Source organism: Sphingomonas kaistensis (assembly GCF_036884275.1).
Taxonomy (GTDB): domain Bacteria; phylum Pseudomonadota; class Alphaproteobacteria; order Sphingomonadales; family Sphingomonadaceae; genus Sphingomicrobium; species Sphingomicrobium kaistense_A.
On the sequence record NZ_CP145607.1, the window covers coordinates 185,218 to 207,051 of the forward strand.

At 66.5% G+C, this 21,834-nt stretch carries 22 protein-coding genes; 13 read left to right on the forward strand and 9 right to left on the reverse strand.

All coding sequences use genetic code 11. From position 1 onward, the window contains the following. The first annotated feature begins 33 nt into the window (after positions 1-33). Positions 34-1,098 (forward strand): hypothetical protein, encoded by a 1,065-nt coding sequence (locus V6R86_RS00785; RefSeq protein ID WP_338501194.1) that lies wholly within the window; start codon positions 34-36, stop codon positions 1,096-1,098. On the opposite strand, the gene spt is transcribed toward V6R86_RS00785, so the two are convergent. Both spt and V6R86_RS00795 read right to left on the reverse strand, forming a co-directional pair. Further along, positions 1,091-2,329: a serine palmitoyltransferase gene (gene spt / locus V6R86_RS00790; protein WP_338505350.1), complete on the reverse strand. Its 1,239-nt coding sequence runs from the start codon at positions 2,327-2,329 to the stop codon at positions 1,091-1,093. The genes V6R86_RS00785 and spt overlap by 8 nt on opposite strands. A 28-nt stretch (positions 2,330-2,357) precedes the next feature. Continuing rightward, positions 2,358-2,600 carry an acyl carrier protein gene (locus V6R86_RS00795; protein ID WP_338501195.1) on the reverse strand — a complete coding sequence of 81 codons (243 nt, stop codon included), beginning with the start codon at positions 2,598-2,600 and terminating at the stop codon, positions 2,358-2,360. An 80-nt stretch (positions 2,601-2,680) separates the two neighbouring features. Between V6R86_RS00795 and V6R86_RS00800 the strand changes: the two genes are divergently transcribed. Next, entirely contained in the window at positions 2,681-3,067 is a 387-nt protein-coding gene (locus V6R86_RS00800) for a PaaI family thioesterase (protein ID WP_338501196.1), read from the forward strand. A 4-nt stretch (positions 3,068-3,071) separates the two neighbouring features. Here V6R86_RS00800 and V6R86_RS00805 read toward each other — a convergent pair whose 3' ends face one another. Both V6R86_RS00805 and V6R86_RS00810 read right to left on the reverse strand, forming a co-directional pair. Further along, entirely contained in the window at positions 3,072-3,944 is an 873-nt protein-coding gene (locus tag V6R86_RS00805; protein WP_338501197.1) for a hypothetical protein, read from the reverse strand. 4 nt (positions 3,945-3,948) lie between these two features. Further along, positions 3,949-4,917 (reverse strand): acylglycerol kinase family protein, encoded by a 969-nt coding sequence (locus V6R86_RS00810; protein WP_338501198.1) that lies wholly within the window; start codon positions 4,915-4,917, stop codon positions 3,949-3,951. A 241-nt stretch (positions 4,918-5,158) separates the two neighbouring features. Between V6R86_RS00810 and lptF the strand changes: the two genes are divergently transcribed. The 6 genes from lptF (at position 5,159) to V6R86_RS00840 (ending at position 11,399) form a co-directional block, all read left to right on the forward strand. Further along, complete coding sequence (gene lptF, locus V6R86_RS00815) at positions 5,159-6,364, forward strand: LPS export ABC transporter permease LptF (protein WP_338501199.1); 1,206 nt, start codon at positions 5,159-5,161, stop codon at positions 6,362-6,364. Then, positions 6,361-7,458: an LPS export ABC transporter permease LptG gene (gene lptG / locus V6R86_RS00820; protein WP_338501200.1), complete on the forward strand. Its 1,098-nt coding sequence runs from the start codon at positions 6,361-6,363 to the stop codon at positions 7,456-7,458. The genes lptF and lptG overlap by 4 nt, the downstream gene beginning before the upstream one ends. A gap of 37 nt (positions 7,459-7,495) precedes the next feature. Continuing rightward, positions 7,496-8,176 (forward strand): DsbA family protein, encoded by a 681-nt coding sequence (locus V6R86_RS00825; RefSeq protein WP_338501201.1) that lies wholly within the window; start codon positions 7,496-7,498, stop codon positions 8,174-8,176. A 117-nt stretch (positions 8,177-8,293) separates the two neighbouring features. Then, positions 8,294-9,070 (forward strand): sterol desaturase family protein, encoded by a 777-nt coding sequence (locus V6R86_RS00830; RefSeq protein ID WP_338505352.1) that lies wholly within the window; start codon positions 8,294-8,296, stop codon positions 9,068-9,070. Positions 9,071-9,121: 51 nt separating this feature from the next. Then, the gene (ubiA, locus tag V6R86_RS00835) at positions 9,122-10,036 is read left to right on the forward strand and encodes a 4-hydroxybenzoate octaprenyltransferase (RefSeq protein WP_338501202.1); all 915 of its coding nucleotides are present in this window, start codon (positions 9,122-9,124) and stop codon (positions 10,034-10,036) included. 16 nt (positions 10,037-10,052) lie between these two features. After that, entirely contained in the window at positions 10,053-11,399 is a 1,347-nt protein-coding gene (locus V6R86_RS00840; protein WP_338501204.1) for a TldD/PmbA family protein, read from the forward strand. Here V6R86_RS00840 and V6R86_RS00845 read toward each other — a convergent pair. Beyond that, positions 11,396-12,337, reverse strand: coding sequence for an Mrp/NBP35 family ATP-binding protein (locus V6R86_RS00845; protein WP_338501205.1), 942 nt, complete (start codon positions 12,335-12,337; stop codon positions 11,396-11,398). The genes V6R86_RS00840 and V6R86_RS00845 overlap by 4 nt on opposite strands. A 99-nt stretch (positions 12,338-12,436) precedes the next feature. Between V6R86_RS00845 and hflK the strand changes: the two genes are divergently transcribed. The 5 genes from hflK (at position 12,437) to V6R86_RS00870 (ending at position 18,916) form a co-directional block, all read left to right on the forward strand. After that, positions 12,437-13,567, forward strand: coding sequence for an FtsH protease activity modulator HflK (gene hflK / locus V6R86_RS00850; protein ID WP_425335970.1), 1,131 nt, complete (start codon positions 12,437-12,439; stop codon positions 13,565-13,567). After that, entirely contained in the window at positions 13,567-14,427 is an 861-nt protein-coding gene (hflC, locus tag V6R86_RS00855) for a protease modulator HflC (RefSeq protein ID WP_425335971.1), read from the forward strand. The genes hflK and hflC overlap by 1 nt, the downstream gene beginning before the upstream one ends. Before the next feature lie 107 nt (positions 14,428-14,534). Beyond that, positions 14,535-16,070 (forward strand): Do family serine endopeptidase, encoded by a 1,536-nt coding sequence (locus V6R86_RS00860; RefSeq protein ID WP_338501211.1) that lies wholly within the window; start codon positions 14,535-14,537, stop codon positions 16,068-16,070. A gap of 63 nt (positions 16,071-16,133) precedes the next feature. Beyond that, on the forward strand, positions 16,134-17,765 hold the full coding sequence (locus V6R86_RS00865; protein ID WP_338501212.1) for a helicase HerA-like domain-containing protein: 1,632 nt from the start codon (positions 16,134-16,136) through the stop codon (positions 17,763-17,765). Between the two features lie 8 nt (positions 17,766-17,773). Next, entirely contained in the window at positions 17,774-18,916 is a 1,143-nt protein-coding gene (locus V6R86_RS00870; RefSeq protein ID WP_338501213.1) for an N-acetyltransferase, read from the forward strand. Here V6R86_RS00870 and V6R86_RS00875 read toward each other — a convergent pair. From V6R86_RS00875 to V6R86_RS00890, 4 genes are all read right to left on the reverse strand, one after another. Next, positions 18,913-19,188: a PilZ domain-containing protein gene (locus tag V6R86_RS00875; protein ID WP_338501215.1), complete on the reverse strand. Its 276-nt coding sequence runs from the start codon at positions 19,186-19,188 to the stop codon at positions 18,913-18,915. The two genes, V6R86_RS00870 and V6R86_RS00875, sit on opposite strands and share 4 nt — an antisense overlap. A gap of 93 nt (positions 19,189-19,281) precedes the next feature. Then, a complete protein-coding gene (xth, locus tag V6R86_RS00880) occupies positions 19,282-20,055 on the reverse strand; it encodes an exodeoxyribonuclease III (RefSeq protein WP_338501217.1) in 774 nt (257 codons plus the stop codon). Positions 20,056-20,144: 89 nt separating this feature from the next. Further along, positions 20,145-20,477 (reverse strand): iron-sulfur cluster assembly accessory protein, encoded by a 333-nt coding sequence (locus tag V6R86_RS00885; protein ID WP_338505353.1) that lies wholly within the window; start codon positions 20,475-20,477, stop codon positions 20,145-20,147. 36 nt (positions 20,478-20,513) lie between these two features. Beyond that, entirely contained in the window at positions 20,514-21,587 is a 1,074-nt protein-coding gene (locus V6R86_RS00890; RefSeq protein ID WP_338501219.1) for a M23 family metallopeptidase, read from the reverse strand. Positions 21,588-21,834 lie beyond the last annotated feature (247 nt).

Here is a 21,834-nt window from a genome sequence, read left to right on the forward strand (position 1 = left end):
TCGGACGCGGGTCTGTATGCGAAGAATTTCGGCGTGAGCCTCGACGAAGCGCAGCGGCGGCTCGACCAGCAGCGGGCGAGCGTCGTGGTCAGCGATGCGCTGCGGGTCCGTTATCGTGACCGCCTTGCCTCGATCAGCGTCGCGCATCGGCCCGACTGGCACCTGCTGGTGCGGCTTACCCCCGGCGAGCTGCCGGCGGATGTGATCGAGACGGCCAATGGCGTGCCGATCCCCGTCCGCTTTTCGGTCAATGCCGCGACCACGCGCGCGACCGCGCTGGGGCTGCTCGATCGCAATCGCTATCTCCTGCCGCAACTCATACCCGGCTATCGCGGGGCCGGCGTCGATCCGGTGACGGGCGGGCTGGTGGTGATGCAGCGCCCCGGCAGCGATCCGCGCTCGCCCGAGGAAGTCGGAAAATTGCTGGCCGCCCGGCTTGGCCTGCCGGTGCGGATTCGGCGATTGGACGCGGTGCTGGTCGACAGCGCGGCGATCGGCGGCGGACGGGTCGAAGGGCCGAATGCCGAAGGCCGCCGTTTCCGCTGCACCACCGGTTTCGTCGTCCGCAATGGTGCCGGAAAGCTCGGCATCACCACCGCGGCCCACTGCCCCGACACGCTCACGTGGCGCGCGCCTGATGGCGAGGAACGCTTGTTGCCGATGCTGGGCGCGTGGGGCGCGGCGCAGAACGATATTCAGATCCACGGCGGCGTGGGTCCGGCCGAAGCCCTGGTTTATTCCGACACCGCCAAGACCAAAGTCCGGCCGATCCAGACCTGGGCGACCCGCCCGATGACCCGGCCGGGCGACTGGCTGTGCCTGCGCGGCGAAAGCTCGGGCTATGCCTGCTCGGAGGTCGAGCTGACCGACTTCGCCCCGCCGGGCGACCTGTGCGGGGGCCTGTGTACCTCGAGCTGGGTGACGATGCGCGGCCCCGAATGCCGCCGCGGCGACAGCGGGGCGCCGATCTTCCTCGGCTCGGTCGCCTATGGCACGCTGAAAGGCGGCGCCTATACTGCGAGCGGCGGCTGCGCCTTTTCCTATTACCAGAGCGTCGATTACCTGCCGGGCAACTGGCGGGTGCTGACCGTCAGATAACCCCGACGCGCTTGCCGGCGGCCTCGAACATGCCGAGGATTTCACCGACCTGTTCCTCGCTATGCAGCGCGCAGAGCGAGCAACGCAGCAAGGTCATGCCGGCCGGGGTCGCCGGCGGACGGGCGAGGTTCACGTACAGCCCTTCCTGGAGCAACGCTTCCCACATCGCCGCGCCGCGCTCGAGGTCGGGCATGATCACCGCGATGATCGCCGACTGCGGCGTGTCGGTGCCGAGCGTGAAGCCCAGATCCTTGAGCCCGCCGTGCAGGCGGCGGCTGTTGGCCCACAGATGCTCGCGCTTGCCCTTGGCACCGCGCAACAGGTCGATCGAGGTCGCGGCGGTGGCGACCACGCTCGGCGGCAAGCTCGCGGTGAAGACATAGGGGCGACAGACGAGGCGCAGGATCTCGAACTTGGGATGGTTCGAGACGCAAAAACCGCCGACGGTACCGACCGACTTGGAGAAGGTGCCGATCACGAAATCAACATCGTCCAGCACGCCCTGCTCTTCGGCGACGCCGCGACCGTTGGGGCCGATGAAGCCCATCGAATGCGCTTCGTCGACCAGCACCATTGCGCCCGCCGCCTTGGAGACGGCGATCATCTCCTTGAGCGGCGCGGTGTCGCCGAGCATCGAATAGACGCCTTCGAGGACGACCAGCTTGCCCGCTTCGGCCGGGAGCCGCTTAAGCCGCTTCTCCAGCGCTTCGACGTCATTGTGGCGGAAGGCGACGATCTGGGCGTTGCCCATCGCGCAGCCGTCGTAGATCGAGGCATGGCTGTCGATGTCGAGAATGACGTAATCGTCCTTCCCCGCCATGGTCGAGATGATCCCGAGATTGGCCTGGTAGCCGGTCGAGAAGACCATCGCATGGTCCATATCGTAGAAACGCTTCAGCGCTTCCTCGCATTCGCGGTGGCCCTGGTAGCTGCCGTTCAGCACCCGGCTGCCGGTCGTCCCCGAGCCGAATTCGTCGAGCGCCTTGTGCCCGGCCGCCAGCACGTCGGGATCGAACGTCTGGCCCATGTAATTATAGGTGCCGAGCAGGATCGTCCGCTTGCCGCTGCAGATGGCGACGGTCGGGCTTTCGACCCGCTCCATCACGAGGTTGAACGGGTCGGTCACGCCGGTCGACAGCAACGCCTCGCGCTGGTCGATCAGCGGCTGGAACTTGTCGAACAGATCGGGGGCGGAGCCGCGTACGCTGGGCTTGCCCGCGTCGGCGGTCATGGCGATGCCGGGATCGGTCATGTGTCGCTCAGCCCTCGAGCTCGCCGACCGCGTCGATCAGCGCGCCCACGGTCTCGATCTCGGCCGCGCGGTTCATGGTGATGATGATGTCGAACTCGTCCTCGACCGCGGCGACGAAATCCATCACTGTCAGGCTGTCCCATTCGAGATCCTGGGCGAAGCGCGTGTCTTCCGACACGGCGATTCCCTTCTTGTTGAAGTCGCCGATCAGGCGGAGGATGCGGTCTTTTCGTTCGTCGCGGTCGGTCATGACTAGTCTCGCTAAGGATTCCGACACCCAAGCGCAACAAGGGGGCGAAATGCGGGCAAGCACGCGCTAGGGGGCGAGAAATGAGCGATCACCTTCCGCCTTATGCCGAATTGCTGCAGCTGCGCGCCGAACAGGGCGAGGATGGCAAGGGCCTGTTCGTGATGCCGTTCCACGACGACGTGGTGGGTCGCCCCGGCTACCTACACGGCGGCGCAATCGCCGGGCTGCTCGAATTTGCCGCGTACGGCGAACTCACCCGCGCGCTCGAAGGACGCGGGCTCCGCCCCAAGCCGATCTCGGTGACGGTCGATTTTCTGCTCGGCGGCAAGGATCGCGATACCTATGCCGGCGCGACGATCGAGCGGCTCGGCGCGCGCATCGCCAATGTCGAAGCGTTCGCCTGGCAAAAGGACCGCAGCACGCCGATCGCCAGCGCGCGGATCAATTTCCTTCTGGCGGCGGACTGAGCGCCTAGCGGATCGCGCCGCTCCGCAGCAGCTTCGGCAGTAGCATCGCGGCGGTCACCAGCGGGTGTTTCTTCTGCCACGGTGACAGCTCGATCGTCGTCCCCGCGTGGCGATTGATCTTCCACGCGATATAATCGGCGCCGCCCGCAAAGGTCGCGCTCGCCTTGGCCAGCCGGGCGACTGACAGCAATTTGCCCTCGATCCGCCGCCGCTGCCACGACCCGCCGCAGCGCTTGCCCGCCGCCCGCGCCGCCGCCATCGCCGGGCCGAAGAAGCGCAGGTATCGGCCGGGGTCCTGGTCGACGACGTTGACGCCCCGCTCCTTTTTTTCGGCGCGGAGCTCGGCCGAATAGGTCAGCGCGAAGGCCGCTTTCCACAAGTCGAGCGGCGGCTTGTCGTTGGGGATGGAGCAGAGCGCGGTGCTGAGCAGGGTCGGCGCGGCGCGCGACACCGCCTCGACCACCCGGCCGCGCGCCCTCTCGTCGGCGACCCACACCAGCCGGCTCGGCTGCGCAAAGCGCGCCCAGACCGACACGCTGCGGGTTTCGGGACCGTTCAGACGGTGGAAGTCGGCTTCGCTCAAGACCGCATATTTGGCGGCCAGATCGCCGTACGCGAACGGAAAGACGTTAGGCGGGATCAGCCTGTTGGCGGCGGCCAGCCAGCGCTTGGGATAGGCCGTGCGATAATCCGATACGATCAGGTAGAAATCGAGCATCGCCCCTTCGAGCGCGACATCGCGCAGGCACGAGCCGTAAAACAGCACCGCCCGCGAGGCCGATCCATGCGCCGCCGCGATCGCCGCTGCCATGGCCGCGACCCGCTGATCAACGGGCAGGCGCAGCTCGTTGGCAACCAACTCCCGCAAGTCGGCCATGGGATCAGGCGGCGAGCCGGACGAAGGACAAGGGCGGCGAACGAGTCAGGCGGATCGGGTCGCCGATCCCCGCCTGGAACATCTCGCCGTCGAGAAATACCGACGAGCCCGCGCCTTCGATCGAAATCTCGTCGGCTTCCTCGACATGGACCCCGTCGAGCTTCTTGCGGCCGAGCTGACCCTTCATCGCCGCGACCAGTCCGCGCAGCATCGAGCTTGAGCGATGTTCGACCGCAAGCAGCTTGAGCGATCCGGTCCGATCGGTCCTGAGTTCGCTGTTGAGCAGCAATCGTTCAAGCGTGGTCACGGCGAGGAGGCCGAACTTCCCGTGCAACGTGTCGTGCCGGCGCACCCTGACCTCGATCGGCATCGGCTTCGCCGGCAGGAAGCGGCCGGTCAGTCCGAAAAGCTGGAACAGCACGGCGACCGCCGCGATGACGTGGCTGACCCCATTGGGCAGGCCGAGCGGATAGATCTTTTCGCGGCAATAGAGCATCGTGTCGGCCAGCCCCGCGCCGCCGAGGAACATGCCGATCGCCGGCTTGGGCCGCCCGGCGTTGGTCAGCGCGATCAGCTCCCGCGCGACGAGGTGATTCTCAAGCTCACCCGACGCGATTGCGTGCAGCCGCCGAAGCGCCTCGACCGGATCGCCCTGCGCACCGAGATCCAGCGCGATGAGATTGGTTTTGCCGTTCGGCAGCACCGCAACCGGCGGCAGGTCGTTGCCGAAATGCCCGCCGTTGACGAGCTCGGTCAGCGCCGCCTGCGCCGTGCCGTCGCCGCCATTGATGACCAGCACCTTGGGCCGCACCAGCGCAATGGTTCTCAGCGCATCACCGACCTGTTCCGCGCGCTCGACCTCGTAATGAAAGATGTCGGGATGCTCGGCGCAGAACGCCCGGATCCGGGGCAGCTGCGAGATATTGCCGGTCGAGCGGGGGTTGCTGAGAAGGGCGATCCGCGCCTTGCGCATTAACGGACGCAGCCCCCGAGCAAAAGGTGGGCACAGGCCGCCGCCGCCCGTGTCGGCATCAGGCGGAATGGGGGAAGGCTACGCATCACGGTCACTTTCCTCAGGCCCAAAAAGGCTTATCCGAATTCCCGGTCAGCCGAGCTTCAGGAAGCCGGCGGCAGACGCGGACCATCGTCAATTGTGATCGTTGCGCTTGCTTTGCGGCCAAATCATGGTGTTGAGGGGCGGACCCGAAAAGCTCATGCCACTCATCGACCGATATATTGCCAAGGCGATCGCCATTCCGCTTGCCGGCACCTTGATCCTGGCGGCGATGCTGCTCGTGCTCGACAAGATGCTGCGGTTGGTCGATTTCGTGATCAATCTCGGCGGACCGATCAGCGTGGTGTGGCGGATGCTCGCCAACTTGATGCCCGAATATTTCGCGCTCGGCATTCCGATCGGGCTGCTGCTCGGCATCCTGCTCGCCTTCCGCGGGCTTGCGACCTCGAGCGAACTCGACGCGCTGCGCGGGGTCGGCACCGGCTTCGGCCGCCTGCTGCGGGTGCCGATGGCCTATGCGATCGTGCTTGCGGCGCTGAACCTGTTCCTGGTCGGCTGGCTCCAGCCATGGACGCATTACGGTTACGAACGGCTGCGTTTCGACCTTTCCTCGGGCGCGCTCGGGGCGAGCCTCAAGGTCGGCGAATTCAACAATTTCTCCAAGCGTTTCACCATTCGAATCGATCGCAGCGAAGCAGGCGGGACCCAGCTTCACGGGCTGTTCGTGCAGGCCGACGACCAGAAAGGCGGCGCGGTGGTCGCCACCGCCTCGCACGGCCGCTTCCTCGCGACCGACGATCCCGACACCATCCTCCTGCGTCTGGAAGAAGGGCGGCTGATCCAGCAGAACCCGAGCTTCGCTACCCCCCGCACGTTGGCGTTCGAAAGCTACGATCTGCCGATCAACCTCCCGCGGGTCGACAGCTTCCGCGCCCGCGCCCAGAATGATGCGGAGGAGATGACTTTGCCGGAGATCTTCCGCGCCAGCTATGGCGGGACGACGACCGGCCCGGAGAATCTCGCGGCCCGCGCCAACCTTCATTTCCGGCTGGTCGAAGTCATCCTGATGCTGCTGCTGCCGATGCTGGCCGTGGCGCTGGCCGTGCCGCCCAAGCGATCCACCTCGGGCCTCGGTATCTTCGTCGGGATCGTGATGGTGGTCGCCTACCACAAGATCAATCAATGGGCCGAGGACGCCGGGGCCCGCGGAGAATTTCCGGTCGAAATCGTCATGTACGCGCCCTTCGTCCTGTTCGCCGGGCTGATCGTGTGGATGTATTTGACGCTGGCGACCAAGCCCGGCGGGCAGCCGATCGGCGCGCTGGAACGCGGCGGGGCAAAGCTCATGACCCTGATCAAGCGGCTGCTGCCCAATCCTCGCAAACGCTTGGGCGCGGCGCGGTGATCAACCTCAATTTCTTTCCGTCGTGGCGGCTCGCCCGGTACACCGTCTGGCTCTACGTCTCGCGCAGCCTCGCGGTGCTGCTGTCACTGAGCATGGTCCTGATGATGCTCAACCTCCTGTCGGAATCGGGAAAGATCCTGGCCGTCGCCGGCAATGGCGAGCCCGAGTTGTGGCGCTACGTGGGCTATCGCTACCCGCAGCTCCTGTCCTTCGCTTTTCCTTTCTCCTTCCTGCTGGGCGCGCTCATCACCTTCACCACGCTCAATTCCAGCAGCGAGGTGGTGGCGATGAAGGCGGCGGGCATTTCCGCGCACCAGCTTCTCGCGCCCCTGATCGGCGCCAGCATCCTGCTCGCGGGCGCGTCTTTCGCTTTTAACGAGCTGGTGGTCGTCAACGGGACCCGTCAGCTCAGCGCCTGGGACAGCAACAACTACCAGCCGGTGCCGCCCGACAGCGGGATCGTCAGCGATGTCTGGGTCACCGCCGGCAACGATTATGCCCATGCCAAATTCGTGACCGGCCGCGGGACCGGGGTCCGGATCCAGGGCTTCCAGCTGATCGAGCGGCAGGACATCACCGTCTCGCGCATCATCGATGCCGAGCGCGCGCGGCCGGACGGCAATGGCTGGCTGCTCGAGAATGTCAGCATCTACGATTCGGCCATGAATGCGGTGCTAAAGCGGCCCACCCTGCGCGCGCTGGAAGGGGTCGAGCCGCAGCGCTTCACCCTCGCCAAGGTCGATCCCGACGCCCAAAACTTTGCGACGCTGAGCGACAATATCGCCGAGATGAAGCAGGCCGGCGTCAGCACTGCGGAAGCCGAAACCGGCCTGTTTCACAAAGTCTCGCAGCCTCTGTCGACCGTGCTGATGCCGCTGCTCGCCGCCATGGCCGCGTTCGGCCTCGCGCGCTCGGGCAAGGTGCTGCTTCGCGCCGCCATCGCGATGGCGCTCGGCTTTGCCTATTTCGTGGTCGACAATTTCGCCGTCGCGCTCGGCAATATCGGCGCCTATCCGCCGCTCGTCGCCGCCTGGGCGCCGTTTCTCCTTTTCCTTTTGATCGGCGAGACGGTTCTCGTCCGGTCGGAAGAGTAATGTTGCCAAACCACTCAGAAGATCGAGCAATCGAGCCATGAAAGCTTTTCTGGCGGGGTTTGCCCTGTTGATCGCGGCGCCGGCCGTCGCCGCCCCGAAGGCCAAGGCCGCTGCGGCCGGCCGGCTGGTCGCGACCGAGAGCGCGGAAGGCTGGACCTTCGGCAAGGCCGGCGCGCCGCTTCTTGCCGAATATGCGAGCTACGGGTGCCCCCATTGCGGCCAGTTCGCCGCCGCGATGACCGGCCGGGTCGATCGCCTGCTCAAGGCCGGGACCCTGCGCTTTTCGTGGCGCCCGCTCCTTATCTTCCCGCAGGACCGCGCCGCCGCCGTCCTAACCCGCTGTGTCGCCCCGGCGCGGCGGCTGGCCTTTATCGAGGCGATGATGGCCAATCAGGCTGCGATCAAGGCCGCACTCGCCGCCGCCGATGGAGACGAAGCCGCGCGCAGCCGTCTGTACGAGGCCGAGCTTGCCGGGCCGGTGCGCCACGCCAGCGAAATCGCCAGAGCCGCCGGCCTGCTGCCCTTGGCGCAAAGCCATGGCCTAGGCACCAAGCAGGCCGGAGCCTGCCTTGCCAGCGAAGCGAATCACGCGTGGGTGACCAACGCCGACCTGACCGCGCGCTTGAAAGGCGTCACCGGAACCCCGACATTCACGTGGAAAGGCGAACGAATTCAGATTGGTACGCCCGACGAGCTACTCGCCCTGCTGCCGCAATAGGACCAAATGTCCCATTGTCGCCGCATTGACGGGGCATAAAGAAGGTTCGTCGGTACGTCCCATGGGATCCTGCCGCTCTGCAAAGCAACAAGGTCGAGCCCCGTGAACAGCAAGGTTATGCCCGGTATCTGGAGGCGATCGCATTATCTCGATCGCATGACCCTCAAGGATTTGTGGGTCGCGTATTTTCAGTATCCGGCGATCATCGGCTATCTGGCGATCACCGCGGTGAGCCTGGTGGTGTTCGCCTATTTCCCGGCGACCTTGGCCCAGACGGCGGCGTCGGCGGCGATCGTGCTCGTGCTCTATCCCCTGGTCTGGTACTGCCTTCACCGCTGGGTGCTGCACAGCAACTGGATGTTCAAGGTGCCTTTCCTCGCCTCGACCTGGAAGCGGATCCACTACGATCACCACCAGGATCCGAACCACCTGGAAGTGCTGTTCGGCGCGCTGCACACCACGCTTCCGACCATCGCCCTGGTCACGATCCCGGTCGGCTATGCGATCGGCGGCATCGGCGGTGCGGCGGCCGCGCTGGCGACCGGCCTCGTCACCACCTGCGTGTACGAATTCGTCCACTGCATCCAGCACCTCGCCTACAAGCCCAAGAGCAAGCTCATCGCCGAGATGAAAAAGCGTCACATGGCGCATCATTTCCACGACGAAAGCGGCAATTACGGGATCACCAGCTATTTCTGGGATCGCCTGCTCGGCACCTTCTACGACCGCCCCGAGCGGCCGAAGAAGAGCCCGACCGTGTTCAACCTCGGCTACACCGAGGAAGTCGCGACGCGCTATCCGTGGGTGAAGAAGCTGTCGGGCGGCATCGTCGCCACCGGCCATCCACGCAAGCGCGGCGACAATCAAGCGTCGCCGGAGCGCGAAGCGGCCTGATGGCGATAACCGGGCTCCTGCTTTGGCGGGAGACCGGCTAAGCCTGCGCCCGTGACAAACATCGATATCGTCCCCGATAGCGAGCGCACCGGCCTGATCGGAGCGCTTCCCGCTGCGGCCCGGCCCTATGCCAGCCTGATGCGGCTCGACCGGCCGATCGGAACCTGGCTGCTCTATTGGCCCTGCGCCTGGGGGCTGCTGCTCGGCGGGGTGAACGGGCGTTGGGATCTGCTGCTCTGGTTCCTGCTCGGCGCGTTCGCGATGCGCTCGGCCGGCTGCGCTTATAACGATCTCATTGATCGCGACCTCGACCGGCAGGTTGCCCGCACCCGCTTGCGTCCGCTCGCCAGCGGCCGGGTCACGCCGCGCGCTGCTTGGGTGCTGATTGCCTTGCTCTGCCTCGTCGGACTGTTGGTGCTGCTGCAGCTTCCTCTGGTCGCCCAACTGACCGCTATCGCCAGCGTCGCATTGGTCGCCGCCTACCCCTTCATGAAACGCATCACCTGGTGGCCGCAGGCCTGGCTCGGCCTCGTCTTCAGCTGGGGCGCCTTGGTCGGCTGGGCGAGCGTCAGCGGGGGTCTCGACCCCGCCGCCTGGTGGCTGTGGGCGGCAAGTGTGTTCTGGGTGGTCGGCTACGACACGCTCTACGCGATCCAGGACAAGGAAGACGATGCGCTGGTCGGCGTGCGCTCATCGGCCCGCCGCCTCGGCAGCAAGGCGGCGCTGGGGGTCGGCATCTTCTATCTCCTCGCGGTGATCGGGTGGAGCCTCGCCATCTGGTCGGTTCGTCCCGAACGCCTCGCCCTTCTCGCCCTCGCCCCCGCCGCGCTGCACCTGTTCGGCCAGGCCTTCCGCGCCGACCCCGACGATGGTGACAAGGCGCTCGCGCTGTTTCGCTCCAACCGCTTCACCGGGTTGCTTCTGGCGCTCGGTTTCGCCGCCGTAGGGTTGAGCCAGGCCGCGTAAGCGCTACATCACGGCGATGTTGAGCGAACCCGAAGCCGCCGATCTCGCCGTCGCCCTTGTCGAAGCCGCCCGCACCGCCGGTGCCAGCGCCGCCGACGCGATGATCGGGATCAGCCGGTCGAGCGGCATCTCGGTCCGCCTCGGCGAACTCGAAGACATCGATCACAGCGAATCCTTTGAAGTCTCGCTCCGCGCCTTCAACGGGGATCGCTCCGCCACCGTCTCCTCGGCCAGCCTCGACCGCGCCGGCTTCGCCGAACTGGCCGAACGCGCCATCGCCATGGCCCGCCAGGCCCCCGAAGATCCGTATGCGGGCCTTGCCGATCCCACGCTGCTCGGCAGCGGTGATCCCGTCGATCTCGGCCTGTTCGATCCCACCGTCGCGCCGCTGACCGAGCTCGAACAACGCGCCCGCACCGCCGAACAAGCTGCCCGCGCCGTGCCGGGCGTCAGCAACAGCAACGGCGCTTCGGCCAGCAGCGGGCAGAGCCTGGTCGCGCTGGCGACCTCCACCGGTTTCTCGCGCGCGGTGCGCTCCAGCCACTTCGGCTGCTCGGCCAGCGTTATCGCCGGGGACGCCGGCGGCCTGCAACGCGATTATGCCTCGCACAGCACGCGCTTTCTCGAAGACCTCGATGCCGCCGAGGATATCGGCCGCAAGGCCGGTGAGCGCGCCGTCGCTCGCCTTAACCCGGCCCGCCCGGCGTCGGGCGCTTGCCCCGTCATTTTTGATCCGCGCGTGTCCTCATCGCTGCTCGGCCATTTTGTCGCGGCGATCACCGGCAGCGCCATCGCGCGCAAGACGAGCTTCCTCCAGGATGCGCTCGGCACGCAGCTGTTCGGCCCCGGCATCATCATCCGCGACGATCCGCTGCGCCAGCGCGGCCTGCGCAGCCGGGCAACCGATGGCGAAGGCCTGCCCTGCCGTCCGCTCGATCTCGTCGCCGACGGCGTGCTGACCACCTGGCTCGCGACGACCGCCGACGCGCGGCAGCTCGGCATCCAGCCCACCGGCCACGCCAGCCGCTCGGTCGGCGGCAGCCCCGGCGCGGGGCCATCCAACCTGATGCTGATGCCGGGCGCAAAGAGCCGCGAGGAATTGCTCGCCTCGGTCCCGCGCGCGATCCTCGTTACCGAATTGATCGGCCAAGGCGTCAACCCGGTCACCGGTGATTACAGCCGCGGCGCGGCGGGCTTTCTGGTCGAAGGCGGTGAGATCGGCGCGGCGGTGGCAGAGATCACCATCGCGGGCAATCTCAAGCAGATGTTCGCCACGCTGGAGCCGGCGAGCGACCTCGAACTGCGCCGCGGGATCGACGCCCCGACCCTGCTGATCCCCGAGATGACGGTCGCCAGCGCCTAGGGAAGTTGCGCCAGCATCGCTTCGGCCAAGGTCCGGAACGCAGCCGCCGCCGGCCCCTCGCCCCCCGCCGGTGGCCGGCCCGCATCGCTTTCCGCGCGCAGGCTCGCCGACAGCGGCAAGCGCCCGAGAAAAGGCACGCCCATCTCCGCCGCCGCCGCTTCCGCCCCGCCGCTTCCGAACGGATCGGACGTCTCCCCACAATGCGGGCATTGATAACCCGCCATATTTTCGATGATCCCCAGCACCGGCACGCTGGTCTTGCCGAACAGGTCGATCGCCCGCCTGGCATCGATCAGTGACAGGTCCTGCGGGGTGGAGACTACCACCGCCCCCACCGGGCGTGACTTCTGGATCAGCGACAATTGCACGTCGCCGGTGCCGGGCGGCAGGTCGACGATGATGATCTCGGTCCCCGACCAGTCGCCTTCGACCAGCTGCGCCAGCGCGCCCGACGCCATCGGCCCGCGCCAGGCGAGCGCATGGCCGGGACTGACCAGCTGCCCGACCGACAGCATCTTTACGCCCTGGACCTCGACCGGAATGAGCTGCTTGTCCTTGGCCTCCGGTCGCTCGGAGGTGCCAAGCAGGGTCGGCTGCGACGGGCCGTAAATATCGGCATCGATGATCCCGACCTTGTGCCCCATCCGCGCCAGCGCGACGGCGAGATTGACCGAGACGGTGGATTTGCCGACCCCGCCCTTCCCCGCGCCGACCGCGATCAGCTTGGGGCCGGCGGCCTTGCTCGCGGTCATCGCGACCCGGACCTCGGTTACCCCTTCCTCGCTCATGGCGATCGCCTTGAGCCGCCCCTCGAGCGCCGACCGCTCCGCCTCGCCCAGCCCGGTCGCATCGACCACCAGGGTCGCCACCTCTTGCGCAAGCCGGGTCGAGCGAAGGCGGGCCGCGTCGGCGCCGAACAGGGAGGGATCAAGGGTCATGCGAAGCGCAGTTAGGCCTCCGCCGACCCGGCACAAGGTCTCATTGTGTCGCCCCCACTGTTAAATGCCGGGGCTGCATCTATATCTACCCCCATGAACATGACACCGGGGTGGGCGGCACGCGTGCGCGGCCTTTTTGCGGACAACAAGGGACCATGGGGTTCGGGCAGCGGGCCGACTCCGCCGCCGAGCAGCGGAAGTGGCTCGGACAACCCGGGTCCGTCCAGCCCGTGGGGCTCGCCCGGCACCTCGCGTCCGCGCGGGTCCAGCGGCAACGTCACCAGCCTCGACGATTTCCTCGCCCGCGGCCGCGCCCGTTTCGGTGGCGGCGGCGGTGGCCGTGGCCGCGGAATGACCACTCCGCCCAGCAAATCGCTGATTGCGTGGGGCTTGCTTGCGGTGGTCCTGCTGTGGCTGATCTTCACCAGCTTCCATCGCATCGCGCCTGAAGAACGCGGCGTCGTCACCCAGGTCGGCCGCTATAGCCGTACCCTCGGCCCCGGCATCAGCATGACGCTCCCCGCCCCGTTCGAACGGGTGCAGAAGGTCGATGTCGAAAACATCCGCAACATCGATCTCGGGTCGACGACCTCCGAGACTCTGATGCTGACCGGCGACCAGAACATCATCGACATCGCTTATTCGGTTCGCTGGAATGTCCGCGACCCCGAGCTTTTCCTGTTCGAGATCCAGAATCCCGAAGAAACCATCCAGCAGGTCGCGGAAAGCGCGATGCGCGCTGCATTGTCGGCGGTGACCCTCGATGCCGCGATCGGCGAAGGTCGCGGCGAGATCGAGAATCGCGTCCAGGAAAACATGCAGGCCATTCTCGACAGCTACAAATCGGGCGTGCTGATCCAGGGTGTCGCGATCAAGCAGGCCGACCCGCCCGCCGCCGTCAACGACGCCTTCAAGGCGGTCAGCGCCTCCCAGCAGGCGGCGCAGAGCGACATCAACCAGGCCCGCGCCTACGCGCTCCAGCTGGCCCAACTCAGCCAGGGTGAAGCCACCGCGTTCGACAAGGTCTACGAGCAATATCGCCTTGCCCCCGAGGTCACCCGCCGCCGCATGTATTACGAAACCATGGAGCGCGTCCTGTCCAACGTCGACAAGACCATCATCGAAGCGCCGGGCGTGACCCCCTATCTGCCGCTTCAGCAGACCCGTCCGCCCGCCGCGGCGATCGCCGAACCGGGTGCCCAGGCGCAGAGCGGGGGAGCCGGCCGATGATCGATACCCTGTTCCGCCGCCCGATGATCGCGGTGATCGTGGTCCTCGCCTTGCTCTTCACCCTGCTGTCGAGCGTGGTGATCGTTCCCGAAACCCGCCAGGCGCTGATCGTCCGCTTCGGCAAGCCCGACCGCATTCTCAACCGCACCCGTGCGGGCGAGGTGATCGGCGGCGAGGGCGCCGGCATCGCGATGAAGATACCCTTCGTCGACGACATCGTGTGGATCGACAAGCGCGTCCGTGACGTCGACATGGAGCGCCAGATGGTGCTGTCGACCGACCAATTGCGGCTCGAGGTCGATGCCTTTGCCCGCTACCGCGTCGTCGATCCGCTGCGCATGTATATCCGCGCCCGGTCGGAAGAGCGGGTCAGCGACGCGCTGCGGCCGATCCTCGGCTCGGTGCTCCGGAACGAACTTGGCCGCCGGCCCTTCGCCGATCTCTTGAGCCCCGAGCGGCAGGGCGCGATGGACAGCATCCGCAGCAATCTCGATTCCATTGCCCGGCAATATGGCGTGCAGATCATCGACGTGCGCATCAAGCGCGCCGACCTGCCCGACGGCACGCCGCTGCAGTCCGCCTACGACCGGATGAAGACCGCGCGCGAGCAGGAAGCCCGTTCGATCCGGGCGACCGGTGCCAAGCAGGCGCAGATCATTCGCGCCGAAGCCGATGCGCAGGCCGCCAACACCTATGCCAACAGCTTCGGCAAGGACCCGGCCTTTTACGACTTCTATCGCGCCATGCAGGCCTATCAGCGGACCTTCGTGGGCGAGGATGGCAAGGCCCGTCCGACCAATGTAATCCTGTCGCCGCAGAATGAATTTCTGCGGGAATTCACCCGGGGGGGTGGTCGCTGATGGCTGTCAATCGCGCGTTCAGGCGGTTGACCTAGCAAGAAAGCAACAGGCCTCACCTCTCAAGGGAAGTTGAAGAGCATATGAAGTTCGCCAAGGAGTTTCCCAGAGTGCGCTATGCCTATGGTGTCGCGGCTGCCCTGCTGATCGGCGGGAGCGCTTTCTCGATTGTCGCTCCCGGTCCGGTGGGCGCGCAGGTCGCCCAGAATTCCCCCGCGGCGATGCCGCCGCGCGGTGCGCCGGTGTCCTTCGCCGATCTGGCCGCACGGCTCCAACCGGCGGTGGTCAACATCCAGACCAAGCAGCGCGTCCCGGTCCGGCAGGGACAAAGCGACCCGCTCGCCGAATTCCTCCGCCGCTTCGGTCAGCCGGGGCAGGGTCAGGGTCAGGGCGACGCCGCCCCGCAGACCCGCGAATCCGGGTCGCTCGGCTCGGGCTTCTTCATCTCGGCCGACGGCTATGTCGTCACCAACAACCACCTGATCCAAGGTGCCGGCGGGACCGGCACGGTGGACAGCGTGACGGTGATCATGACCGACCGCCGCGAGCTTCCCGCCCGCATCATCGGCCGCGATCCGGCCAGCGACCTCGCCTTGCTCAAGGTCGAGGGCAACGGCTTCCCCTTCGTCAGCTGGGGCGACAGCCAGCGCGCCCGGGTCGGCGACTGGGTCATGGCGATCGGCAATCCCTACGGCCTCGGCGGTACCGTCACCGCCGGCATTATCTCGGCCCTGCATCGCGGGATCACCGGGGCCGGCGCCTATGACCGCTACATCCAGACCGATGCCAGCATCAACATGGGTAATTCGGGCGGCCCGATGTTCGATCTGAACGGCAACGTCATCGGCATCAACTCGGCGCTGATCAGCCCGACCGGCGCCAGCGTCGGCATCGGCCTCGCCATTCCGGCCGAGCTTGCCCGCCCGGTGATCGACAGCCTGCGCCGCGGTCAGCGTCCGCAGCGCGGCTATCTCGGCATTGGTCTGCTCCCGCTCGACGAAAGCAGCGCCGCCGCGCTCGGCATCGCCAAGGATCGCGGCGAACTGGTCCGCTCGGTGGTCGAAGGCCAGCCCGCGGCCCGCGCCGGCCTCCAGCAGGGCGACGTGATCGTCCGTGTCGGCGGCCGCGACGTCACCCCGGACGAGACGGCTTCCTACCTCATCTCCAACGTCACCCCGGGTCAGCGGGTGCCGATCGAGGTTATCCGCGACGGTCGCCGCCTCAGCCTCAATGCGGTGGTCGCGCAGCGTCCGACCGACGAGGAACTGGCCAGGATCAGCGGCGCAACGCCCGAAGGCCAGGGCTTCGACCCGAACGACCAGAACGCCCCGGCAGTGCCCGCGGGCCAGGCGCTGGGCTTGTCGCTCCAGCCGCTTACCGCGGACATCGCCCGCGCGGTGAACGTGCCGGCGACCACCCGCGGCCTTGTTGTCACCAACGTCGATCCCAACAGCGACGCCGCTGAAAAGGGCATCCGCCGCGGCGACGTCATCCTTTCGGTCAATCGGCAGCCGGTGACCACCACGGCGCAAGTCGCCGCGGCGGTCGATGCGGCACGCCGCGCCGGTCGCACCGCGGTGCTGCTGTTCGTCAAGCGGGGCCAGTCGCCCGAGCTTCCGATCGGCGTCGATATCGTCAGCCGCTGACCTCTCGCCTATCCGCCCGTCCCTCGCTAGGCTGCCAAGCACAAGCGAGGGACGGGAGCGGATATGGCCAGCATCTTCATCGGCGAACGCAGCGGCGGGGCAGCCCCGCAACAACTCGAACTCAAACGCGCCAATCGCCACGGCCTGATCGCCGGCGCGACCGGCACCGGCAAAACCGTCACGCTGCAAGGCCTGGTTGAAGGCTTCTCCGCCGCAGGCGTCCCGACCTTCGTCGCCGACGTGAAGGGCGATCTCGCCGGCCTCGCCATGGCCGGTTCGCCCACCGCCAAGACCCACGAGATCTTCGCCGCCCGCGCCGCCGAGCTTGGCATCACCGACTGGCAATATCGCGATTGCCCTGTGCAATTCTGGGACCTGTTCGGCGAGCAGGGCCACCCGATCCGCACCACCGTCAGCGAGATGGGACCGCTGCTGCTCGCCCGGCTGATGAATTTGAACGAGGTGCAGGAAGGCGTCCTCACCATCGCCTTCCATGTCGCCGACAAGGAAGGGCTCCTCCTCCTCGACCTCGACGACCTCCAGGCGATGCTGGTCGCCTGCGGCGAGCGGGCGGACGAACTGACGCTCGAATATGGCAATGTAGCCAAGCCTACCATTGGCGCCATCCAGCGCAGCCTGCTGCAACTCCGCAGCCAGGGCGGCGATCATTTCTTCGGTGAACCAGCGCTCGACCTCGAGGATTTCCTGAAGCTCGGCGAAGACGGCCGCGGCATCGTCAACATCCTCGCCGCCGACAAATTGATGGCGAGCCCTCGGCTTTATTCGACCTTCCTCCTGTGGCTGCTGTCCGAGCTGTTCGAGCTGCTTCCCGAAGTCGGCGATAGCGACCAGCCCAAGCTCTGCTTCTTCTTCGACGAAGCCCATTTGCTGTTCGACGACGCCCCGCCCGCGCTGCTGGAAAAGGTCGAGCAGGTGGTGCGCCTCATCCGCTCCAAGGGCGTCGGCGTCTATTTCATCACCCAGAACCCGATCGACATCCCCGACAAGGTCGCGGGCCAGCTCGGCAACCGGGTGCAGCACGCGCTGCGCGCCTTCACCCCGCGCGATCAGGCGGCGGTGAAAAGCGCGGCGGAAACCTTCCGGCCGAACCCGGAGGTCGATGTCGCCAGCGCGATCACCCAGCTTAAGGTCGGCGAAGCGCTGGTCTCGCTGCTGCTTCCCGACGGCAGCCCCTCGCCGGTCGAGCGCACGCTGATCCGCCCGCCATCGACCCGCGTCGGGCCGTTGTCGGCGCAGGAGCGCGCGATCTTCATCGGCACCGATGCCATCGGCAGCAAGTATGACACGCTGATCGATCGCGACAGCGCCGAGGAGATCCTCAAGGCCAAGGCCGGTGAAGCCGCCGCCGCCGCCGAGGCCGCGCGCGCGCAAAAGGAAGACGCCAAGGCCGCTGCGTTGCAGGCCAAGGAAGACGCCCGCCTCGCCAAGGAACAGGCCCGCGCCGACCTCGCCGCCCAGCGTGAGGCCGACCGCCAGCAGCGCGAAGCCGATCGTCAGGCCGAGCGCGCGCGGGTCGCTGCCGAGCGCGAAGCCGCACGTCAGGCCCGTGAGGCGGCGCGTCCCACGATGTTCGACAAGGCGGTCCAGTCCGCCGCCCGCTCCGCCGCGTCCTCGGTCGGCCGCTCGCTCGGCAACCGCCTGCTCCGCGGCATTCTCGGCGGCCTCCTCAAATAAGGCGTTTCATGTCCGATCTCGTCATCCGGCCGATCACCACCAAGGCCGACAAGAAGCGCTTCGTCGACTTCGCCTGGGACGTCTACAAAGACGATCCCGTCTGGGTGCCGCCCCTCAAGTCCGAAGTGCTCGGCCTGATGACCCCGGGCGAAAATCCGTGGTTCGAACATGGCGAAGCGGCCTTCTTTCTCGCCGAGCGCAACGGACGTCCGGTCGGCCGTATCTCGGCGCAGATCGACCGGCTGGTGCTCGAGCATATGGGCCCCGGCATCGGCAATTGGGGCATGTACGAGGTGCTGGACGGCGAAACCGAAGCCGGCCCGGCCCTCATCGCCACCGCCGAAGCTTGGCTGCGCGAGCGGCAGATGACCCGCGCGCTTGGGCCCATCAGCATTTCGATCTGGGATGAGCCAGGGCTCGAAATCACGGGCTTCGACGATCCTCCGACGGCCATGATGGGGCACCACCGCCCGGCCTACGAAGCGCAGATCGAGGGCGAAGGCTATACCAAGGCCAAGGACCTCTACTGCTACGCGCTCGACATCCGCGTGCCGCTGGAACCGCTTGCCCAGCGTCTGATCCAGGCCGGCCAGCGCTCCAGCCGCATCCGCCTGCGCGAAGTCGACAAGTCGCGGTTCGACGAAGAAGCGGCGATCATCCTCAATCTTCTCAACGACGCCTGGTCGGACAATTGGGGCTTCATTCCGCTGACCCCGTCCGAAATCGCCTATGCCGGCAAGAAGCTGAAGACGATCATCTTCGAGGATCTGGTCGTCATCGCCGAGGTCGACGGCGAACCCGCTTCCTTCATGATCACCCTGCCGGACATCAACGAACTGACCCGCGACCTCGACGGCAAGCTGTTCCCATTCGGCTGGGCCAAATTGCTGTGGCGGCTGCGCAAGCCCAAGGTGCATCGCATGCGCGTGCCGCTGATGGGCGTCGCCAAGAAGCATCAGGGCGGCCGCCTTGCCGGGCAGCTCGCCTTCATGATGATCGAATATTGCCGGATCAACTCGGTCGAGAATTACGGCGCCAGCCACGGCGAATTCGGCTGGGTGCTGGAAGACAATGGCGGAATGCTGGCGATCGCCGACCTGCGCGGGTCGCGTCGCAGCAAGGTCTACCGCATCTACGAAAAAGCGCTCTAGGCCTCGGCTCCGTCCGCATTGTCCGGCCGCACGAAGCGAATGCCAGCTTCGCCGCCGACCGCCCAGCGTACCTGTCCGCGGACGCGCCCGATCCTGGGAAGGGTGAGTTCGAGATAATCGCCGATCCGGAACCAGCCGGTCAGCCGGCAGCCGTCCAGCGACAGGTTCGACACGCTGGCACCGCTGGTGTGGCCATCAGGATAATGAACCTCGGCCAGAAGCTCGACATCGTGGCGGTGACGTCGCTCGGGCCAGTCCTGATCATTCTTCAATCGACAGTCCTCTGCGCGGATTCGGCTCTTGGCCTCTAGCGCAATTAACTGCCATTAAACAAATGCGCCCCTCACAAAGGCTAAACCGGGCCTTTAGTCCAGCGTCACCCAGGTCGGCGCATGGTCGCTCGCCTTTTCCTGGCCCCGCGCCCAGCGATCGACCCCGGCGGCGCTCAAGCGGTCGGTGACCTGCGGGCTCAAAAGTAGGTGATCGATCCGGAATCCCGCGTCGCGCTGCCAGCAGCCGGCGGTATAATCCCAGAAGGTGTAAAGCCGGTCCTCCTTCGGATGCAGCGCGCGTAGCGCATCGGTCCAGCCTTGGTGCAGTATGCGACGCCACGCCGCCCGCGTCTCGGGCTGCATCAGCGCGTCATGCTGCATCGCCGCGACCGAAAAGACGTCGCGGTCCTCGGTGACGACGTTCCAGTCGCCCGCCAGGATCACCGGTCGTTCTTCCGCCAGAAGACCCGCCGCATGCTCGCGCAGCCGCTCCATCCAACGCAATTTGTAGGGGAATTTCTCGGTACCCACCGGATTGCCGTTGGGCAGGTAGATGGACGCAATGACGATCCCGTTCATCTCCGCCTCGATATAGCGGCTGTGCGTATCGTCGGGATCGCCCGGCAGGCCGACCCGGCGCAGGTGCGGGCTTTCGCCGCGGGCGAGGATCGCGACCCCGTTGAAGCCCTTTTGCCCGTGCCACACCGCACGATAGCCCGCGCCCTCGATGTCGAGCACCGGCAGCGCTTCGTCGGCGCATTTCAGTTCCTGCAGGCAGGCGACATCGGGCTGTTCGCGCTCCAGCCATTCGAGCAGACGGGGCAGCCGCGCACGGATGCCATTGATGTTGAAGGTCGCGATCTTCATGCCACCGTCATTGCGAGGAGCGCAGCGACGAAGCAATCCATTTGCGACGCGCTGGATTGCTTCGCTGCGCTCGCAATGACGATGAAGGGTTAAATCCCGAAGCTCGACCCGCAGCCGCAGCCGCTCGCGGCATTGGGGTTCTTCACCTTGAACGCCGCGCCGCCGAGGTCCTCGACATAATCGACCTCGCTCCCGTCGAGGAGATCGACGCTGACCGGATCGACCACCAGGCGGACGCCGGAGGTTTCGGCGATCGTGTCGCCTTCCTCGGGCTCGCCCAACGCGAAGCGATAGGTGAAGCCCGCGCAGCCCCCGCCATCGACGGCAAGGCGCAGCACGGCGGGCTTGGCCTGCTTGTCGGCGATGAGTGCCACGCGGCGCGCGGCGGATTCGGTCAGGGTAAGCTGGGTCACGAAACCCATGTAGGGCGCGTCACCCGCACCCTCAAGCACGTCGGCTCAGCGCTTGGCGGCGCCGGCCGGACCGCCCAGCGCGATCTGGTCCATGCTGTGGCCGTTGCGGCTCTTGATCGCGACAAGATAATCGGTCGAGCGCATGAACGGGATCGGATTGACCGCGCGGCCGTCGATGCGAACTTCGTAATGGAGATGGCTGCCGGTCGAACGGCCGGTCGACCCCATGCGGCCGATCACCTGGCCGCGCTTCACGCGCTCGCCAACGCGAACCGAGAACGCCGACAAGTGGCCATAGCGGGTTTCGATCCCGCGGCCATGGTCGACCTTGATAAGATTGCCGTACCCGCCATTGTTGTACCCAACCTCGGTGATGGTGCCGTCGGCGGTGGCATAGATCGGGGTGCCGACCGGCCCGGCAAGGTCAATGCCGGCATGCATGGCGGCGCCGCGACCGAACGGATCGCTGCGCACACCAAAGCTCGAGGTGAAGGCGGCGGTCTTGACCGGCTTGTCCGACGGAACCGCGATCACGCCGTCCTGCAGGGAGTCGAGTTTCTTCCAGCTGTTGAACAGCGACTTGAAGGTCGGATCGCTCTTGGTCGCCGGCTCGAACGGACCACCGACGGCGAGACGCTGCGGCGTGAGGCCAAGCTTCTTCAGTTCGCGAGTGGCGGTGCGATAGCGAAGCTCGAGCCGCTCGGCGGCGGCGGCTTCTTCGGCGGCCAGCTTGTCTTCAACGCGGTCGAGCGGCGCGGCGATCGCAGCCGGGAGCGAACCGGCATCGCTGACTTGCGGAAGCGAAGCTGGATCGACATCGCCGCCCGCGAGCATGGTCGCAAGCAAAGTCTGGCGCTGTTCGATCAGGCGGGCGCGCTGTTCGGCGGCCTTGGCGAGCTGCTGGAGATCGCCCTTGTCGGCGGTGACGGCGACCAAGGCCTGATCGCCGCGGAGGAAGTGGGCGGCAGCAAAGGCCGACCAGGCCAGCATCAGGGCGGCAGCAAGGAAGAAAGCGAACTGAAGGGGAGTGGAAAGGCGGATCCGACGGAGCTTGGTGCCGTCATGCACGAACAGGTCGCGGCTGCGAAGCAGTCCCGTTGTTCGGATGGCATGCGTCATAGAACCAAAGCTCCCAGCTCGTTCACGTTTGCGTGAAACCCTTCCGCGCCATCCGCAAAGAACGGCGTGTCGTGGCTTCCCTAGGATGTCAGGAGCTCCCCAGCCCCGACCGACACAGCGTTGCCCCCACTGCGTCGGACACGGACTAAAGACCCGGTACGGTTAACGAAAACAACCTTTTCGTTCCCCGCCCGGGACGAGTCGGGAAAAGCGAGCGATGAGTTGAGCGAAACGCGCCGAAATTTGC

Excerpts from the sequence above, each read along its gene's own strand:
- V6R86_RS00845 (WP_338501205.1), bottom strand. The coding sequence starts at position 12,337 with ATGACCCTTGATCCCTCCCTGTTCGGCGCCGACGCGGCCCGCCTTCGC.
- spt (WP_338505350.1), bottom strand. The coding sequence starts at position 2,329 with ATGACCGCCGACGCGGGCAAGCCCAGCGTACGCGGCTCCGCCCCCGAT.
- V6R86_RS00830 (WP_338505352.1), top strand. The coding sequence starts at position 8,294 with ATGCCCGGTATCTGGAGGCGATCGCATTATCTCGATCGCATGACCCTC.
- hflK (WP_425335970.1), top strand. The coding sequence starts at position 12,437 with ATGACACCGGGGTGGGCGGCACGCGTGCGCGGCCTTTTTGCGGACAAC.
- lptF (WP_338501199.1), top strand. The coding sequence starts at position 5,159 with ATGCCACTCATCGACCGATATATTGCCAAGGCGATCGCCATTCCGCTT.
- V6R86_RS00800 (WP_338501196.1), top strand. The coding sequence starts at position 2,681 with ATGAGCGATCACCTTCCGCCTTATGCCGAATTGCTGCAGCTGCGCGCC.
- V6R86_RS00810 (WP_338501198.1), bottom strand. The coding sequence starts at position 4,917 with ATGCGCAAGGCGCGGATCGCCCTTCTCAGCAACCCCCGCTCGACCGGC.
- xth (WP_338501217.1), bottom strand. The coding sequence starts at position 20,055 with ATGAAGATCGCGACCTTCAACATCAATGGCATCCGTGCGCGGCTGCCC.
- V6R86_RS00890 (WP_338501219.1), bottom strand. The coding sequence starts at position 21,587 with ATGACGCATGCCATCCGAACAACGGGACTGCTTCGCAGCCGCGACCTG.
- V6R86_RS00825 (WP_338501201.1), top strand. The coding sequence starts at position 7,496 with ATGAAAGCTTTTCTGGCGGGGTTTGCCCTGTTGATCGCGGCGCCGGCC.
- V6R86_RS00795 (WP_338501195.1), bottom strand. The coding sequence starts at position 2,600 with ATGACCGACCGCGACGAACGAAAAGACCGCATCCTCCGCCTGATCGGC.
- V6R86_RS00865 (WP_338501212.1), top strand. The coding sequence starts at position 16,134 with ATGGCCAGCATCTTCATCGGCGAACGCAGCGGCGGGGCAGCCCCGCAA.
- V6R86_RS00805 (WP_338501197.1), bottom strand. The coding sequence starts at position 3,944 with ATGGCCGACTTGCGGGAGTTGGTTGCCAACGAGCTGCGCCTGCCCGTT.
- V6R86_RS00870 (WP_338501213.1), top strand. The coding sequence starts at position 17,774 with ATGTCCGATCTCGTCATCCGGCCGATCACCACCAAGGCCGACAAGAAG.
- V6R86_RS00885 (WP_338505353.1), bottom strand. The coding sequence starts at position 20,477 with ATGGGTTTCGTGACCCAGCTTACCCTGACCGAATCCGCCGCGCGCCGC.
- V6R86_RS00840 (WP_338501204.1), top strand. The coding sequence starts at position 10,053 with ATGTTGAGCGAACCCGAAGCCGCCGATCTCGCCGTCGCCCTTGTCGAA.